18 protein-coding genes are annotated in these 14,026 nt (G+C 66.0%); 7 read left to right on the forward strand and 11 right to left on the reverse strand.

Features of this window, described 5'->3' with window-relative positions; genetic code table 11:
- Positions 1-43 precede the first annotated feature (43 nt).
- Positions 44-1,030 carry an LLM class F420-dependent oxidoreductase gene (locus AWC31_RS26630; RefSeq protein WP_085147030.1) on the forward strand — a complete coding sequence of 329 codons (987 nt, stop codon included), beginning with the start codon at positions 44-46 and terminating at the stop codon, positions 1,028-1,030.
- Here AWC31_RS26630 and AWC31_RS26635 read toward each other — a convergent pair.
- The gene (locus AWC31_RS26635; RefSeq protein ID WP_067843384.1) at positions 998-1,543 is read right to left on the reverse strand and encodes a DUF6328 family protein; all 546 of its coding nucleotides are present in this window, start codon (positions 1,541-1,543) and stop codon (positions 998-1,000) included. The genes AWC31_RS26630 and AWC31_RS26635 overlap by 33 nt on opposite strands.
- A gap of 7 nt (positions 1,544-1,550) precedes the next feature.
- Between AWC31_RS26635 and AWC31_RS26640 the strand changes: the two genes are divergently transcribed.
- The 4 genes from AWC31_RS26640 to AWC31_RS26655 all read left to right on the forward strand — a co-directional run bounded on the left by AWC31_RS26640 (position 1,551) and on the right by AWC31_RS26655 (position 3,573).
- Entirely contained in the window at positions 1,551-1,787 is a 237-nt protein-coding gene (locus tag AWC31_RS26640) for a hypothetical protein (protein ID WP_133060230.1), read from the forward strand.
- 79 nt (positions 1,788-1,866) lie between these two features.
- Positions 1,867-2,286: a ChaB family protein gene (locus tag AWC31_RS26645; protein WP_085147352.1), complete on the forward strand. Its 420-nt coding sequence runs from the start codon at positions 1,867-1,869 to the stop codon at positions 2,284-2,286.
- A 103-nt stretch (positions 2,287-2,389) separates the two neighbouring features.
- Positions 2,390-2,824 (forward strand): ATP-binding protein, encoded by a 435-nt coding sequence (locus AWC31_RS26650; protein WP_067843389.1) that lies wholly within the window; start codon positions 2,390-2,392, stop codon positions 2,822-2,824.
- A 26-nt stretch (positions 2,825-2,850) separates the two neighbouring features.
- Positions 2,851-3,573 carry an RNA polymerase sigma factor SigF gene (locus tag AWC31_RS26655; RefSeq protein WP_234790711.1) on the forward strand — a complete coding sequence of 241 codons (723 nt, stop codon included), beginning with the start codon at positions 2,851-2,853 and terminating at the stop codon, positions 3,571-3,573.
- Here the strand turns inward: AWC31_RS26655 and AWC31_RS26660 are convergent.
- Positions 3,544-3,966 (reverse strand): STAS domain-containing protein, encoded by a 423-nt coding sequence (locus AWC31_RS26660; protein WP_085147041.1) that lies wholly within the window; start codon positions 3,964-3,966, stop codon positions 3,544-3,546. The two genes, AWC31_RS26655 and AWC31_RS26660, sit on opposite strands and share 30 nt — an antisense overlap.
- A gap of 265 nt (positions 3,967-4,231) precedes the next feature.
- Between AWC31_RS26660 and AWC31_RS26665 the strand changes: the two genes are divergently transcribed.
- Complete coding sequence (locus AWC31_RS26665; protein WP_085147043.1) at positions 4,232-4,774, forward strand: nucleotidyltransferase family protein; 543 nt, start codon at positions 4,232-4,234, stop codon at positions 4,772-4,774.
- Here AWC31_RS26665 and AWC31_RS26670 read toward each other — a convergent pair.
- The 6 genes from AWC31_RS26670 to AWC31_RS26695 all read right to left on the reverse strand — a co-directional run bounded on the left by AWC31_RS26670 (position 4,764) and on the right by AWC31_RS26695 (position 11,595).
- Positions 4,764-5,120: a hypothetical protein gene (locus AWC31_RS26670; RefSeq protein WP_067843402.1), complete on the reverse strand. Its 357-nt coding sequence runs from the start codon at positions 5,118-5,120 to the stop codon at positions 4,764-4,766. The genes AWC31_RS26665 and AWC31_RS26670 overlap by 11 nt on opposite strands.
- Before the next feature lie 2 nt (positions 5,121-5,122).
- Entirely contained in the window at positions 5,123-6,109 is a 987-nt protein-coding gene (locus AWC31_RS26675) for a malate dehydrogenase (protein WP_085147045.1), read from the reverse strand.
- Positions 6,110-6,211: 102 nt separating this feature from the next.
- Entirely contained in the window at positions 6,212-7,732 is a 1,521-nt protein-coding gene (locus tag AWC31_RS26680) for a PE-PPE domain-containing protein (RefSeq protein ID WP_085147047.1), read from the reverse strand.
- Between the two features lie 499 nt (positions 7,733-8,231).
- The gene (locus AWC31_RS26685; RefSeq protein WP_085147049.1) at positions 8,232-10,031 is read right to left on the reverse strand and encodes an acetyl-CoA carboxylase biotin carboxylase subunit; all 1,800 of its coding nucleotides are present in this window, start codon (positions 10,029-10,031) and stop codon (positions 8,232-8,234) included.
- Between the two features lie 263 nt (positions 10,032-10,294).
- Complete coding sequence (locus tag AWC31_RS26690; protein ID WP_067843412.1) at positions 10,295-10,705, reverse strand: SufE family protein; 411 nt, start codon at positions 10,703-10,705, stop codon at positions 10,295-10,297.
- A 2-nt stretch (positions 10,706-10,707) separates the two neighbouring features.
- On the reverse strand, positions 10,708-11,595 hold the full coding sequence (locus AWC31_RS26695; protein ID WP_067843769.1) for a sulfurtransferase: 888 nt from the start codon (positions 11,593-11,595) through the stop codon (positions 10,708-10,710).
- Positions 11,596-11,665: 70 nt separating this feature from the next.
- On the opposite strand from AWC31_RS26695, the gene AWC31_RS26700 reads away from it, so the two are divergent.
- Entirely contained in the window at positions 11,666-12,406 is a 741-nt protein-coding gene (locus tag AWC31_RS26700) for a DUF6199 family natural product biosynthesis protein (RefSeq protein WP_085147051.1), read from the forward strand.
- A 1-nt stretch (position 12,407) separates the two neighbouring features.
- Here the strand turns inward: AWC31_RS26700 and AWC31_RS26705 are convergent, their stop codons facing one another.
- The 3 genes from AWC31_RS26705 to AWC31_RS26715 all read right to left on the reverse strand — a co-directional run bounded on the left by AWC31_RS26705 (position 12,408) and on the right by AWC31_RS26715 (position 14,020).
- On the reverse strand, positions 12,408-12,617 hold the full coding sequence (locus tag AWC31_RS26705) for a hypothetical protein (RefSeq protein WP_067843771.1): 210 nt from the start codon (positions 12,615-12,617) through the stop codon (positions 12,408-12,410).
- Between the two features lie 124 nt (positions 12,618-12,741).
- Positions 12,742-13,221, reverse strand: coding sequence for a hypothetical protein (locus tag AWC31_RS26710; RefSeq protein ID WP_085147053.1), 480 nt, complete (start codon positions 13,219-13,221; stop codon positions 12,742-12,744).
- Between the two features lie 163 nt (positions 13,222-13,384).
- Entirely contained in the window at positions 13,385-14,020 is a 636-nt protein-coding gene (locus tag AWC31_RS26715) for a Maf family protein (RefSeq protein WP_085147056.1), read from the reverse strand.
- Positions 14,021-14,026: the final 6 nt, after the last annotated feature.

A 14,026-nucleotide genomic window follows, 5' to 3' on the forward strand; every position in this document is an offset into this window, starting at 1 on the left:
GGGTACCCAGTTTCGTCGCCGCCTGCACGGGTAACCGTCCGATATGACGAGATTCGGATACACCCTGATGACCGAGCAGAGCGGGCCAAAAGATCTTGTCCGCTATGCCGTTTCGGCTGAGCAGGTCGGATTCGACTTCGAGGTGTGCAGCGATCACTTCTCGCCGTGGCTTGCCACTCAAGGACATGCGCCGAGCGCGTGGCCGGTGCTCGGCGCCGTCGCCCACGCCACCGAAGCCGTGCAGTTGTACTCGTACGTGACCTGCCCGACGATCAGGTACCACCCGGCGGTGGTCGCCCAGCAGGCCGCGACCCTGCAAATCTTGGCCGACGGCCGGTTCACCCTCGGGCTGGGCAGCGGCGAGAACCTCAACGAACACGTCGTCGGCCGGGGATGGCCGACGATCGAGCGCCGTCTCGACATGCTCGCCGAGGCGATCAAGATCATCCGGGAGCTGCTCACCGGTGAGCTCGTCGATTTCCGGGGCGAGTACTTCGAGGTCGACTCCGCACGGATCTGGGATCTGCCCGCCGAGCCGCTGACCATCGGCGTCTCGATGACCGGTGAGAAGGCGGTCGAGAAGCTCGCCGTCGCAGCCGATCACCTCATCAATGTCGCGCCGGACCGCAAGATCATCGACGAGTGGCGAAGCCTGCGACAGTCCACCGGCGTGCTGCCCGAAGGTCGCGTCATCGGCCAGATCCCGGTGTGCTGGGACACCGATCGGGATGCGGCGGTGAAGCGTGCGCATGATCAGTTCCGGTGGTTCGCCGGCGGCTGGTCGGTCAACGCCGATCTCCCGACGCCCGCCGGTTTCGCGGGGGCGACCCAGTTCGTGCGCCCCGACGACGTCGCGTCATCCATACCGTGCGGGCCCGACCTCGACGCCATCGTCGCCGCCGTCGACGAATACCGCCAGGCCGGTTTCACCGACATCGCTTTGGTCCAGATCGGCGGCGACAGCCAGGAGCGCTTCCTCGACGAGGCCGCCAAACCGCTACTTGCCGCGCTCCGCGCCGACGCGCGGTGACGGGTCGGCGGGCATCGGCTCACCCGAGCGCATCGCCAGCGGCAGGACGAGCCAGAAACCCAGGTAGATCACCAATGTGGTCACCGCGGCGATTACCCCGGCGGTGCGCCCGGCCACGGTGTCGAATATCAGCTGGGTGACCCCGGCCATCGTGAGGCCGAGGAGCAGTAAACCGGCATAGGCACAGCGGTGTGCGCCGGACACCAGAAGATTGAGCCTGCGCCGGCGGAACAACATTCGATGCATGCCGACCGGTGCGATCAGCAGTGCGGTCGACGCCACCGAACAGGCGACGGTCACGAGGTACACCATGCGCATGGTGTGGTCGACCTCCTCGAAACCGTCGTGGAACGGCAGCGTCAACAGAAGGCCGGTGAGAAGCTGAACGCCGGTCTGCACCACGCGCAGTTCCTGCAACAGGTTTGCCCAGTTGCGATCCAGCCGTTCGGCTTCCGTCTCGTGTCGCGCGGCCTCGTCCCAACGTTGGTTTGCGTCGAAACGGTCCGCAGCCATGGTGTTCATGATCGCACCGCGCGGGTTTCGACGCCGTGGCTTTAGCGCACGGACCAGCCGCGTCAAGTGGGCCGACGCGTTGGCCGAAGGCATCGTGGGTACTCCACTGAACATGGAACGTGCGACGTCGGAAACCCTCAAACGGTTGCTCATCGCGGCCGGCCTCGTCGCGCTGGCGCTGATCCTCGCGGCGGTGGCGGTGTATGCGATCGCGTTCATCATGCTGGCACCGATGATGAGCTGAACGGACTCCGAAATCGGGGGTTTCCCGGGGCGGCCGTCTGGGCATCCCCAGAATCGACCCAACGAGAGGAGTGTTGACCGTGCCGAAGACAACCAAGCAGGGCAAGGCGAAGAAAGACGAACTGCCGAGCACCCTGCAGAAGTCGGAGGCCAAGGCACAACGGACTTTCGCCAAAGCGCACGATTCGGCGGTCGAGTCGTACGGTGAGGGCCAACGTGCCCACCGCGTTGCCTACTCAGCGCTCAAGCACAGCTATGAGAAGGTCGGCGATCACTGGGAAGCCAAGGATCACCGCGGACCTTCCGACACACGGGCGCGCAGCGGTGGACCCAACGCCTCCGGAAAGTCCGCTGAAGGTGTCGATGCCTCTGCCAGCAAAAAACATCTGATGGACCTCGCGCGGCGCCTCGACATCAAAGGCCGGTCCACGATGAGTAAGAGTGACCTCGTCGGGGCCATAGAGAAGGCCAACCGCCGCGAAACGCGGTCCGCCCGTTGAGCCGCCGGGTTCTGATCGGTCGTGAACAGGGCAAACCCGGAGCCGCGCGGTGAGCCCGCGATCGCGCCTACGGTACTGTCGATCAGAAACTCCAGGAGGTCAGATGGCCCAAGGACCAGGCCAACATCAACCGCGCGCCCGCGGTGAGCGGGCGATGGAAGTACGCGTGGCGGCCAGGCTGGAAAACCTCGCCGTGCTCCGGACGGTGGTCGCCGCCGTCGCGACGTTCGAAGACCTGGACTTCGACGTGGTCGCGGACTTGCGGCTCGCGGTCGATGAGGCGTGCACCGCGTTGATCAGGTCGGCGTTGCCGGAATCGACGCTGGCGTTGCTGATCGATCCCCGCCAGGACGAGGTGGTCATATCTGCGTCGACCACGTGCATGGGCAGCGAGGTCGTCGAGCCGGGCAGTTTCAGCTGGCACGTACTGAGTTCGCTGACCGATGAGGTGCACACCTTCACCGACGGAGATGGGCCTGACAAGGGCCGGGTATTCGGGATCGCACTGACCACAAGGCGAGCGAGCCTGCTGCGGTGACGTCGGAATACGCGGACGTTCTGGACATGTTCCGCGAACTCGGTGCCGCAGCCGAGGACTCGCCGGAATACGGTCGCCAGCGGGAGAAGATCGTCGAGCGCTGCCTACCGCTGGCCGATCACATCGCCCGGCGGTTCGACGGGCGTGGTGAACCCCGTGAGGATTTGGTTCAGGTGGCCAGGGTCGGCCTGGTCAACGCGGTGAACCGGTTCGACGTGGAAACCGGATCGGATTTCGTGTCTTTCGCGGTGCCGACCATCATGGGCGAGGTCCGCAGGCACTTCCGGGACAACAGCTGGTCGGTCAAGGTGCCGCGGCGACTCAAAGAGCTGCACCTGCGGCTCGGTGCGGCCACCGCGGAACTGTCGCAGCGGCTGGGGCGTGCGCCCACCGCGTCCGAACTCGCCGAGGAACTCGGGATGGACCGCGACGAGGTGCTGGAAGGGCTCATCGCCGGAAGCTCGTACAACACGCTGTCGATCGACAGCGGGGGCGGCGGCGACGAGGAAGCGCCCGCGATCGTCGACACGTTGGGCGACGTGGACGCGGGCCTGGACCAGATCGAGAACCGGGAGTCGCTGCGGCCGCTTCTGGCCTCGTTACCCGAGCGGGAACGCACGGTTCTGCTACTGCGGTTCTTCGAGTCGATGACGCAGACGCAGATCGCCGAGCGGGTCGGCATATCGCAGATGCACGTGTCGCGGCTGCTCGCGAAGTCGCTAGCGCGGCTTCGTGACCAACTGCAGTAGCTGCGACTCGTTGCGCAGCGCGGTCAGTGCCGCAGCGACCGTGCTGCTGTGACGCAGGTTGCCGTCGGGGTCGCAGATGTGGAGCAGGCGGGTGACCGCATCACTCGGCACCAACATCCAGTCGACTTTGCCGACCGAGCAGCGCGTCTCGACGGCCTTGAGTGCGGAGAATCCCGCGGTCCCGAAGAAGGCGACACCGCTCAAGTCGAGAACGAGACCGTTCGCCTGGGCAGTGTGGCACATCGCGTACTCGGTGAAGCCCGAGGCGTTCGCGGCGTCGATCTCGCCGTGTACGGTGATCACCGCCGTAGCCGGCGGCAGCCAGCGGGTATCGAAGGTTGCGGGTGACCGCTCGGTGCGGTCGATCATCGCGGCCCGCGAGAATGCGGTCATGGCGACTCCATCAGTCGTAATACGTGTATTCGTACTGATGCGCGCGTCAATCTACGGCAGGCGGGGAGTTCCTGCCCGCTTGTCGATGACGCTCGCAGCGGCTGTGAACTCAACCTGTTTCGAACCATACGCCCATCAAGGTCACTCGACAATCGACTTCAGCGGATTCCCATAACCGCAGGTCAGGCCGGTCGACCGCGGCGCATGTCCACCTGTCCGGCGGGGTCGGCATGACCGGAGAATCGGACCGGTTCACACTGTTCGCATGTCGGACATCGGCACGGTCGCAGGCGTGGTGCTCGCCGCGGGCGCAGGCACGCGGTTCGGGATGCCGAAAGTGCGCGCCGCGCAGGGGGAGTGGCTGAGGACGGCTGTGCATGCCCTGTCCGGCGGCGGCTGTGACGTCGTCGTGGTCGTGCTCGGCGCCGCCGTCGTCGACGTGCCCGCGCCCGCCCGCGCGGTCGTCGCCGCCGACTGGGGGGACGGGCTGTCGGCGTCGCTGCGCGCCGGGATATCTGCCGCAGGCACCGCCGATCTTGCGGTGCTGCATCTCGTCGACACCCCTGATGTGGGGCCAGAGGTGGTGCGTCGGGTCCTGGCTGCCGCACCGGAATCGGGGCTGGCCCGGGCGACGTATGCCGGCCGGCCTGGGCACCCCGTGGCGATCGCGCGCAGGCACTGGCCCGCGTTGCTGGAGTCGCTGCACGGTGACGAGGGTGCGCGGCCGTTCCTGCGCGGCCGCACCGATGTGGTCGCGGTGGACTGCACCGACCTCGCGACGGGCGCCGACGTCGACGTCAGTCCGTGACGGCGGTGTCCGTGTCGTCACGCACCGTCAGTCCCAGCATCGCGCCCGCGAACCGGCGCACCGACACTTCGGCGATGGCCGCGGCGTCGGCGTGCCCCGCTCGAGCTCTGCTGTGCAGGGTGGCCGCGACGGGGTCCAGCGTGACCTCCGCGAGCAGCTCCCCGGTGGTGGGTTCGCACACCGCCCACGAGTAGTAAGTGTCCGAGGCCCATTGGGCTTCGCGGCGGGTGACGTAGTCCGGATCGGTTTCCCCGAGATCGGCCAGCGCGGGCCGGTCGTCGATCAGATCGTCATCGCGCAATGCGCGCAAATACCATGAACCGGCGTTGATCTCGACGGGTTCCATGCTCAGAGCAGCCCGAGTCGTTCGACGGCCGCACGCTCGTCGAGCAACTCGGCGACCGACGCGTCGATGCGTGCCCGGGAGAACTCGTTGACGTCGAGGCCCTCGACGATCTGCCATGCACCGTCGACAGCTCGCACGGGCAGTGAGGCCACCACGCCCTCGGGGATCCCGTACGCGCCGGGGGACGGCAGGGCAACCGATGTCCAGTCGTCGGGGTCAGTGCCGTCGACCCAGTCCCGGACATGGTCGATGGCGGCGTTGGCGGCCGACGCTGCCGACGACGTACCGCGGGCCTCGATGATCGCGGTACCCCGCTTGGCGACCGTCGGGATGAAATCCGTTGTCAGCCATTCGGTGTCGGCCGCATACTCGGCGCCCGGCCGGCCGTCGACCACGGCGTGGAAGATGTCGGGGTACATGGTGGGCGAGTGGTTGCCCCACACGGTCACCCGGGACACGTCGCTGACGTGCGCGCCGGCATGGGTCGCCAGCGCCGCGACGGCGCGGTTGTGGTCGAGCCGCGTGAGGGCGGTGAACCGTTCGGCCGGGATGTCTGGCGCGTGGGCGGATGCCACCAGGGCATTTGTGTTGGCCGGGTTTCCCACCACCACGATCCGCACATCGGTGTTCGCTCCGGCGTTGAGCGCCTTGCCGGCCTCGGCGAAGATCGCGGCGTTCGCGGCCAGCAGGTCAGCGCGTTCCATGCCCTTGGAGCGCGGCCTCGCACCGATGAGCAGTGCGACGTCCACACCGTCGAACGCACGCACGGGATCATCGTGGATCTCGATGTCGGTGAGCAGGTCGAGCGCACTGTCGACGAGTTCCATGACCACGCCCTCGACGGCGCGCAACGCCGACGGCAATTCCAGGAGCCGAAGCTTCACCGGCACATCGCGGCCGAGCAACGCGCCCGCCCCGATCCGGAAGAGTGCGGCATAGCCGATCTGGCCGGCGGCGCCGGTGACAGTGACTACCTGGGGTCGAGTCATCGTTGGTTCTCCCCGATTGCGGTGCGTGCTACCAGACCCAGTCTTTCAGCCCGCGGATTGTCGCGGTGGCTGCCGAGACTGAAGTCACAGTAGCGATCGGGGCTACGCGGCGTCGGCCTTGTCCGACTCCTTGCTGTCGTCCTTGCTGTCCTCTTTGGCCGTCTCGGAGTTCTTCGCGGACTTCTTGTCAGACTTGACTTGCTGCTTCTTCGCCGGCTTGTCACCGGAATCCTTGGCGGCGTCGGATTCCTTCTTCTTGGTTTCCTTCTTGCTGACCTCTTTGGTGTCGTCCTCGGACTCATCCTCGGATTCGGTTTCGGTGGCCTGCTTTTCGCGGTCACGATCGAGACCGAGGTCGGCCGCGACGGAGTCGATCCCGTTGCGGATCCGTTCCGAAACCTTGGCCAGCGGCTTCGTCGTCGGCTTGGCGGTGCTGCCGGGCTTCGTGTCCACCGCGGTGCCTTCTTCTTCTTTTTCTTCTTCGGTCGTCGTCGCCGCGTCGGTCTTCTCGGTGTCGGCCTTTTCTGTGTCGGTTTCCTCGGCGTCGTCCGCACCGTCGGCGGTGTCGGGCTTGACGCCGGTGATGCTCTCCACGGCGTCCGCGATGCCCTTGGCCACGGCATCGGCGAGGTCGGCAGCGACCTTGGCCGGGTCGTGCTTCGGGAACAACTGTGCCGGCAGATGTTCGCCGACGGGCACTTCACGGTTGTAGCCGAGATCCACCAACACCTTGAGGGTCGGCTCGATCAGCTTGAGCACGGGCTCGATGAAGGGCTTCAACGGCGGGAGGGCGTCGGCAACCATGTACGCAGGCATCAGCAGCGGCAGATGTGGTGCCGCGATGGTGATGTACTGAATGCCCTTTTCCTCGTCGTAGTACGTCATGTTCGGGTTGTCGATCGCGTTGTCGAGGTCGGATTCCACACCGCCATAGGAGATGTGCAGAAGCTGCCAACCGGCGAGCGAATTCAGCAACGTCAGCGGCATGAGCGGATATGCCGGGAAATCGGAGATCGGGTCGTACTCGTAGCCGATGTCGGTCAGCTCGTATTGAGTGTCCGGGTTCGTCTCCTCGAACGGGATGCCCATCAGGTTGAAACCCGGAAAGCGGCCGAAAATCCCGCCGTTGGGCCGGTGCGGACTTCCCAGCACCATGAATTTGATCTGATCGGGTGACGGCGCGGCCTCGCCGAGGCTGTCCAGATGCTTCATCTCGCGAATGACGACATTGGCGCTCGAGGAGTAGCCTGCCGCGACGATGTAGTCGTCCTCACCGTCATCGACATTGAGGTACTTGGTGATAGCGGTATCGAGCTTTTCGACACCGTCGTCCTGGGATACCTGGTAACCCGGATCGTCGTCGAATGAATCGGACATCCACGGCACTTTCACCATGTCGTAGCCCGGAAATCCATAATTGGGGTCCGTGGGGTTGAAGTAATTGTTCAGCCCGTACTCGAGGTTGTCGCCGTTCGGGTTGTCGTTGCCCGGCATCACCAGCAATGTCCTTGCCAGCAAGCGGCTTTCGATGTGCACCGTCGGATACAGGGCAACGGTGGCCGCGGTTGACAGCGCGGCCAACGAAATTGCGATCGGACGCGCGACTTTGCTACGTTTGCCCATTCTGATTCCCCCCACGAATCAATCCGCACACGGTTAGCGAAAACCGTAGCAGTAGTGCAGGATTCGCGCGCATCGAATGTCGGGCAGCAAAAACTCGGTGGGTGCAGACGGCTGCTCGGCCCTCGAATCGCCGGTGATCGCAGACCAGTTGGGCCGGTGGTCGGCGGAGAAGTCTCGTCTGTTCGCTGCCTGCGGACAGGTTCGTTGCTCCCGATGGCAGAAAGCGGCATCGGGCAACCCGTTTCATTGCCATAACTTCCGCAGCGTGCGCGACGCGGACATCTGAAGATCACATGCTCGTCAGGTGCCGCGGCGGTGCCGCGTCGGAGGCGGCATTCGGAGCAACGAAAGTCGGTGCGCCGATTCCGGCCTCACGGCCCGCCGTTTTACCGCGCGCAACGACCGTCGTGTCGAAAAACGGCGGCGGCACACACAAAAGCAACGAGGCTGTAGTCGTCGCGAGTGCGCGATAACTACAGCCTCGTGCCTATGGCTGGTGTCAGTCCTTGATCTCGGCGATCACGGTGCCCTGCGTGATGGCCGCACCCGCCTCGACTGCCAGGCCGGTGATGGTGCCGTCCTTGTGCGCGGTGACCGGGTTCTCCATCTTCATGGCCTCCAGCACCACGACCAGGTCACCGGCGGAGACCTGCTGGCCCTCCTCGACGGCGACCTTGACCACGGTGCCCTGCATCGGCGCCGTCACCGAGTCACCCGACGCGGCCGCGCCGCCTGCGCCACCGCGCTTGCGGGGCTTGGGCTTCTTGCGGATGACACCGGGAGCCGCGGCACCGCCGCCCCCACCGAGCGCGAGGTCGCCGGGCAGCGACACCTCGAGCCGGCGGCCGCCGACCTCGACCACAACGGTCTGGCGCGGAACGGTGTCCTCTTCTTCGATCGGGTCGCCACCGGTGAACGGCTCGACGGTGTTGTTCCACTCGGTCTCGATCCACCGGGTGTGCACGTCGAAGCTCTCACCGTTGCCGATGAACGCGGGGTCGGAGACCACCGCGCGGTGGAACGGGATGACGGTGGCCAGGCCCTCGACGTTGAATTCCGCAAGCGCGCGCCGCGAGCGCTCCAGTGCCTCGTCGCGGGTGGCGCCGGTGACGATCAGCTTGGCCAGCATCGAGTCGAACTGGCCGCCGATGACCGAGCCGGCCTCCACGCCGGAGTCCAGGCGCACGCCCGGGCCGGTCGGGGTCTCGTACTTGGTCACCGGACCGGGGGCGGGCAGGAAGCCGCGGCCCGCGTCCTCGCCGTTGATGCGGAACTCGAAGGAGTGGCCACGCGGGGTCGGGTCTTCGGTGATGTCCAGCGCCTCGCCGTTGGCGATTTTGAACTGCTGGCGCACCAGGTCGATGCCCGAGGTCTCCTCGGTCACCGGGTGCTCGACCTGCAGACGGGTGTTGACCTCGAGGAACGAGATCAGGCCGTCCTGGCCAACCAGGTACTCGACGGTGCCCGCACCGTAGTAGCCGGCCTCCTTGCAGATCCGCTTGGCGGACTCGTGGATCTCCTTGCGCTGCGCGTCGGTGAGGAACGGGGCCGGGGCCTCCTCGACCAGCTTCTGGAAGCGGCGCTGCAGCGAGCAGTCACGAGTGCCTGCGACGACGACGTTGCCGTGCGTGTCGGCGATGACCTGGGCCTCGACGTGGCGCGGCTTGTCGAGGTAACGCTCGACGAAGCACTCGCCGCGGCCGAACGCGGCGACGGCCTCACGGACCGCCGACTCGTAGAGCTCAGGGATCTCTTCGAGGGTGCGGGCCACCTTCATGCCGCGCCCGCCGCCGCCGAACGCGGCCTTGATCGCGACCGGCACGCCGTACTCCTTGGCGAACGCGACGACCTCGTCGGCGTCCTTGACCGGGTCCGGGGTGCCCGGCACCAGCGGGGCCTTGGCACGCGCGGCGATGTGGCGTGCGGTGACCTTGTCACCCAGGTCGCGGATCGACTGCGGGCTCGGGCCGATCCAGATCAGCCCGGCGTCGAGCACGGCCTGTGCGAAGTCGGCATTCTCCGACAGAAAGCCGTATCCGGGGTGGATGGCGTTGGCGCCCGACTTCTCGGCGGCGTCCAGGATCTTCTCGAAGACCAGGTAGGACTCGGCGGAAGTCTGGCCGCCGAGCGCGAAGGCTTCGTCAGCGAGCCGCACGTGCGGCGCGTCGGCATCGGGCTCGGCGTACACGGCCACGCTGGCCAGTCCGGCGTCCTTGGCGGCGCGGATCACCCGAACCGCGATCTCCCCGCGATTGGCGACCAGCACCTTGGAGATCTTTGAGCTGGCGTGGTTGGCCACGGTGCCTCCTCGGCAGTTCTCTAAGAAACGTCTTTAAGAATCTATCGCGGGCAGTTTATGCGGCGCACCTGGAGCCTCACCCAGCCGGTGTCGGTTACTCGCGGGTAAGGTACGCCGGAAGTTGTTGACAGCGTGGGTTTTCGGCCGCAGATACGTCGCTGGCCTGCGGAAATTGCGGCGGTGCCGCTCGCCCGACGCCGTTACAGTTGCGTCCGTTGGTGAGCCGATCTTCATCGTTGGCCTTCGGTGTGTTGCCGCGCGGATCAACCCGCGCGCAGGCGCCGCTTGATCCGCGCGAGCATGGCCGACATCCCACGTAGCCGCAGCGGGCTGATGAGCGCGGCAAGGCCCAGGTCGGTGTAGAAGTCGTCGGGCACCGCGAGGATGTCGTCGGCGGACTGGCCGTCGAGCCCCGTCGCGAGTATCGCCGCGAAACCCCGGGTGGTCGGAGCCTCGGCGGGCGCACTGAAGTACAACCGGACCTGGTCGCGATCGGACGCGTCGACGTCGAGGAACAACGGCGACTGGCATTCGGGCACCGGCTCCATCGCCGCCTCTTCGAGATGAGCGGGCAACGGCGGCAGGTCGTTGGCGAACTCCAGCAGCAATTGCAGCTTGTCCTGACCGGCCACTTCCTGGAAGTCCGAAACCACCTCCGCCAGAGCGGCCGGCATGCTCACGGCGCCGAACCCGGATCGGGCCCGACCGCGACGGGAACGCGCACGGCGTTGCCCCACTCGGTCCAGGAGCCGTCGTAGTTACGCACGCCGGGCAGACCCAGCAGATGGGTGAGGACAAACCACGTGTGGCTTGAGCGCTCGCCGATGCGGCAGTACACCACGGTCTTGTCGTCCGGCTTGAGGAAGCCGTAAAGCTCCTCGAGCTCGGCGCGGCTGCGGAACTGGCCGCTGTCCTTGGCGGCCTTCGCCCACGGGATCGACTTGGCGGTGGGGATGTGGCCGCCGCGCAGTGCGCCTTCCTCCGGGTAATCCGGCATGTGGGTGCGTTCGCCCGTGTATTCCTGCGGGGACCGGACGTCGATCAGCGGCTGCTTACCGAGGATCCCGAGCACGTCTTCCTTGAACGCGCGGATCGGCGCGTCGTCACGCTCGACCACCGGATAGCCGCTCGTCTGCCTGGTGGGCACGTCGAGGGTGGTGTCGCGGCCATGCGAGACCCACAGGTCGCGGCCGCCGTCGAGCAACCGCACGTCGGGGTGGCCGAACAGGGTGAACACCCACAGGGCGTACGCGGCCCACCAATTGCTCTTGTCGCCGTAGATCACGACCGTGTCGTCGCGGCCGATGCCCTTGCGGTCCATCAGCTCGGCGAACTGTTCGCCGTTGATGTAATCCCGGACGTGCGGATCGTTGAGGTCGGTGTGCCAGTCGATCTTCACCGCGCCGGGGATGTGGCCGGTGTCGTAGAGCAGGACGTCTTCGTCGGACTCGACGATGGCCAGTCCGGGCCTGCCCAGATTGCTGGCCAACCAGTCGGCGGTGACCAGGCGTTCCGGGTGGGCGTAGTCGGTGAGAGTGGGGCTGGGGTCTGCAGGCAGCGGCACAACCATGAGCGTACCGCGAGCTGGGAAATTGCTGATTCGGCAGGTTGCCGGGTGCCCTTACGATCCGTCCATGGGCGTCGCGATCCTCTGTCTGGTCATCGGCATACCGATCGGCCTGTACCTGCTGCTGCGGCCGCGCAAGATCTGGTGGGCCCTCGAATCGTGGAAGTACAAGAACCCCGAGGCCAACGAACCCAGCGAGGCCGGCTACGCGATGCAGGCTCTCGGCGGCGTCGGGGTGATCGCCGCCGCGATCATCTTGGCCGTCCTGGCCTGGTCGACGGAGAGCGACCGGAAGGCGGCCGAAGCCGAACAGCAGAAGAAAGAAGAGTGGGAGCGGGCCGTCGCCGCCTATGACCCGCCGGGACCCGAGCATCGCGGCGCGCTTCCGATCATCGGTTACGTGGAAAGGCCGCGTCCCGGTTCGCCGCACGTTGGGTACGAGGTGTTCTACCTGCAACCGCCAAACGCGTTTCCCGCCGGCTTCAAAGACTTCACGCATGGCCCCAAGGGTCGCTACCAGTGCGTCACGCACGTCAGTCGGTACGTGCGCAGCGGCGTCAATCCGGCGCCGGTGCAGGCCAATCTGAGCTGGGAACCCGATGTGCCTCAGGTGGACAGCGCGGCTTCAGACAAGTGCACCACCCGCGATCTGACGCAGGGCAACGAGATGAAATCGCAAGTCATTTCCGTCGACCCCGGTACCGCGCTGATCACCGACTCACCGATCGTCGACGCACACGGGACGATTCTGGTGCCCGCGGGGCCCGGCAACCCGGTGCCGAAACTCGACGAGCCTCCGCGTCGGTGAGCTAAGCGGTGAACGCCACCTCGTATGCGACGGCGTAGCGGCGCGGTCCGGTTTTGGTGCGGAACAGTGAACCGCCGTCCTGACACCAGGTGACCACACGCAGCAGGCGCTTGCCCGGTGCGAGCCGCTTGGCGATGACATCGGCGAAGGCGGCGCGCAGCCGCTCCAGGTCATAGCTTTCGATGTCGCGTTCCACGCGTACATCCCACATGGTTTCTTCGACCGGCATTGGCCCAGTGTCGGCCCGCGCCAGCGGTAAACCGGACCTTTGACACCGGCGCGCCGTCGCTCAACATTGTTGCAATTTGGTCACTGCCACCCTCGCGCGACCAGCGCTAGCTGTAGTCGACCGTGCACAAACCTTCATTGCGTGAGCAGAACGTCGCGCAGATCGACATGTTCCTGTCGTTCTTCTCGCACCAGTCGGGATTGTCGTTGAAGAACTTGGCGCGGTCGCGAACTGCCTTGACGGCCTTGCCTTCTGCCGTCGCCACGGAATTACCGGGCTTACCGGCCGAGGCGACTTTGTCGTTGCAGTTCAGGTTCACCAGGATGGTGCCGCCGCGCTTCTTGCCGCTTGAGTCCAGGAAACCTGCTCGCTGCCAATTGGTCACGATGCAGTCGTCGGTGGCGAGAATGCCGCCGATCACCGTCGAGATCACCGGTTCTGCTTTCCACTCACCGATCTTCGCGGCGGCATCGGCGTAGGTCATCCCGACCAGGGGATCCTTGGCTGCTCCCGTCCCCGTCCCCAAGAAGGCCATCAGCATGACGGAGCCGGCGATGGCACACAGGGTGCGGACGAGCAATCTCATTAATCCCCCTCGGATCGAAGATCGGCGTGAACGCCGTATTCGCTTGGATAGTAGAGGGTTTCGCGAGATGGCGCGCTCGTGGGGGTCCTGCCATGATTTTGCGGGCAGCGGCGCGATCGGTGTGAAATTTGCTGATTCTCAACGGGTTAGAAAATCAGCGAAGTCAGCCCCGATTCGCTGACCACAGGTCGGCGATCGACAGGCCGAGCTCATTCAGCAGCCGTCGCAGCAACGGCAGGCTCAGCCCGATCACGTTGGACGGGTCACCTTCGATGCCGTCGACGAACCATCCGCCGAGACCGTCGAGGGTGAAGGCGCCTGCCACCCAAAGGGGTTCGCCGGACTCCACATAGGCGGTCAGGTCACCCGGCGTCGGCTCGCTGAAATGAACTGTGGTGCTTGCTGATTCGGCGTTCCGGCCGACGACGTCCCCGTCGCGCAGGCGGATCACGCAATGACCGGTGTACAGGTCGCCGGAGCGCCCGGCCATGGTCTGCCACTGGCGCTGCACGGCGTCGGGCGAGCCGGGCTTGCCGCACAGCCGACCGTCCAGCAGCAGCATCGAATCGCAACCGACCACGACTGCGTCGGCAGCGATCGAATCGGGCACCCGTGCCACTACTGCGTCGGCTTTTGCTGTCGCCAACGCCGTGACGACATCGTCCGGCGGCGCGCCCCGGCGTGCCGCGATGATTGCGTCCTCGTCGACGTCGGAGACGATGACGAGCGGATCGATGCCGGCTTGGCGCAGCACGCCAAGCCGGCCCGAGGAAGCCGAGCCCAGGACGACCCGGGTCATGACGTT

This window comes from Mycolicibacterium wolinskyi, assembly GCF_002101965.1.
Lineage (GTDB): Bacteria > Actinomycetota > Actinomycetes > Mycobacteriales > Mycobacteriaceae > Mycobacterium > Mycobacterium wolinskyi.

Bases quoted from the DNA above. Each gene is read 5' to 3' on its own strand.
- AWC31_RS26655 (WP_234790711.1), top strand. From the start codon at position 2,851: ATGTTCCGCGAACTCGGTGCCGCAGCCGAGGACTCGCCGGAATACGGT.
- AWC31_RS26705 (WP_067843771.1), bottom strand. From the start codon at position 12,617: ATGTGGGATGTACGCGTGGAACGCGACATCGAAAGCTATGACCTGGAG.
- AWC31_RS26710 (WP_085147053.1), bottom strand. From the start codon at position 13,221: ATGAGATTGCTCGTCCGCACCCTGTGTGCCATCGCCGGCTCCGTCATG.
- AWC31_RS26715 (WP_085147056.1), bottom strand. From the start codon at position 14,020: ATGACCCGGGTCGTCCTGGGCTCGGCTTCCTCGGGCCGGCTTGGCGTG.
- AWC31_RS26665 (WP_085147043.1), top strand. From the start codon at position 4,232: ATGTCGGACATCGGCACGGTCGCAGGCGTGGTGCTCGCCGCGGGCGCA.
- AWC31_RS26690 (WP_067843412.1), bottom strand. From the start codon at position 10,705: ATGCCGGCCGCTCTGGCGGAGGTGGTTTCGGACTTCCAGGAAGTGGCC.
- AWC31_RS26660 (WP_085147041.1), bottom strand. From the start codon at position 3,966: ATGACCGCATTCTCGCGGGCCGCGATGATCGACCGCACCGAGCGGTCA.
- AWC31_RS26700 (WP_085147051.1), top strand. From the start codon at position 11,666: ATGGGCGTCGCGATCCTCTGTCTGGTCATCGGCATACCGATCGGCCTG.
- AWC31_RS26675 (WP_085147045.1), bottom strand. From the start codon at position 6,109: ATGACTCGACCCCAGGTAGTCACTGTCACCGGCGCCGCCGGCCAGATC.
- AWC31_RS26635 (WP_067843384.1), bottom strand. From the start codon at position 1,543: ATGGCTGCGGACCGTTTCGACGCAAACCAACGTTGGGACGAGGCCGCG.
- AWC31_RS26650 (WP_067843389.1), top strand. From the start codon at position 2,390: ATGGCCCAAGGACCAGGCCAACATCAACCGCGCGCCCGCGGTGAGCGG.
- AWC31_RS26630 (WP_085147030.1), top strand. From the start codon at position 44: ATGACGAGATTCGGATACACCCTGATGACCGAGCAGAGCGGGCCAAAA.
- AWC31_RS26640 (WP_133060230.1), top strand. From the start codon at position 1,551: ATGATCGCACCGCGCGGGTTTCGACGCCGTGGCTTTAGCGCACGGACC.
- AWC31_RS26680 (WP_085147047.1), bottom strand. From the start codon at position 7,732: ATGGGCAAACGTAGCAAAGTCGCGCGTCCGATCGCAATTTCGTTGGCC.
- AWC31_RS26670 (WP_067843402.1), bottom strand. From the start codon at position 5,120: ATGGAACCCGTCGAGATCAACGCCGGTTCATGGTATTTGCGCGCATTG.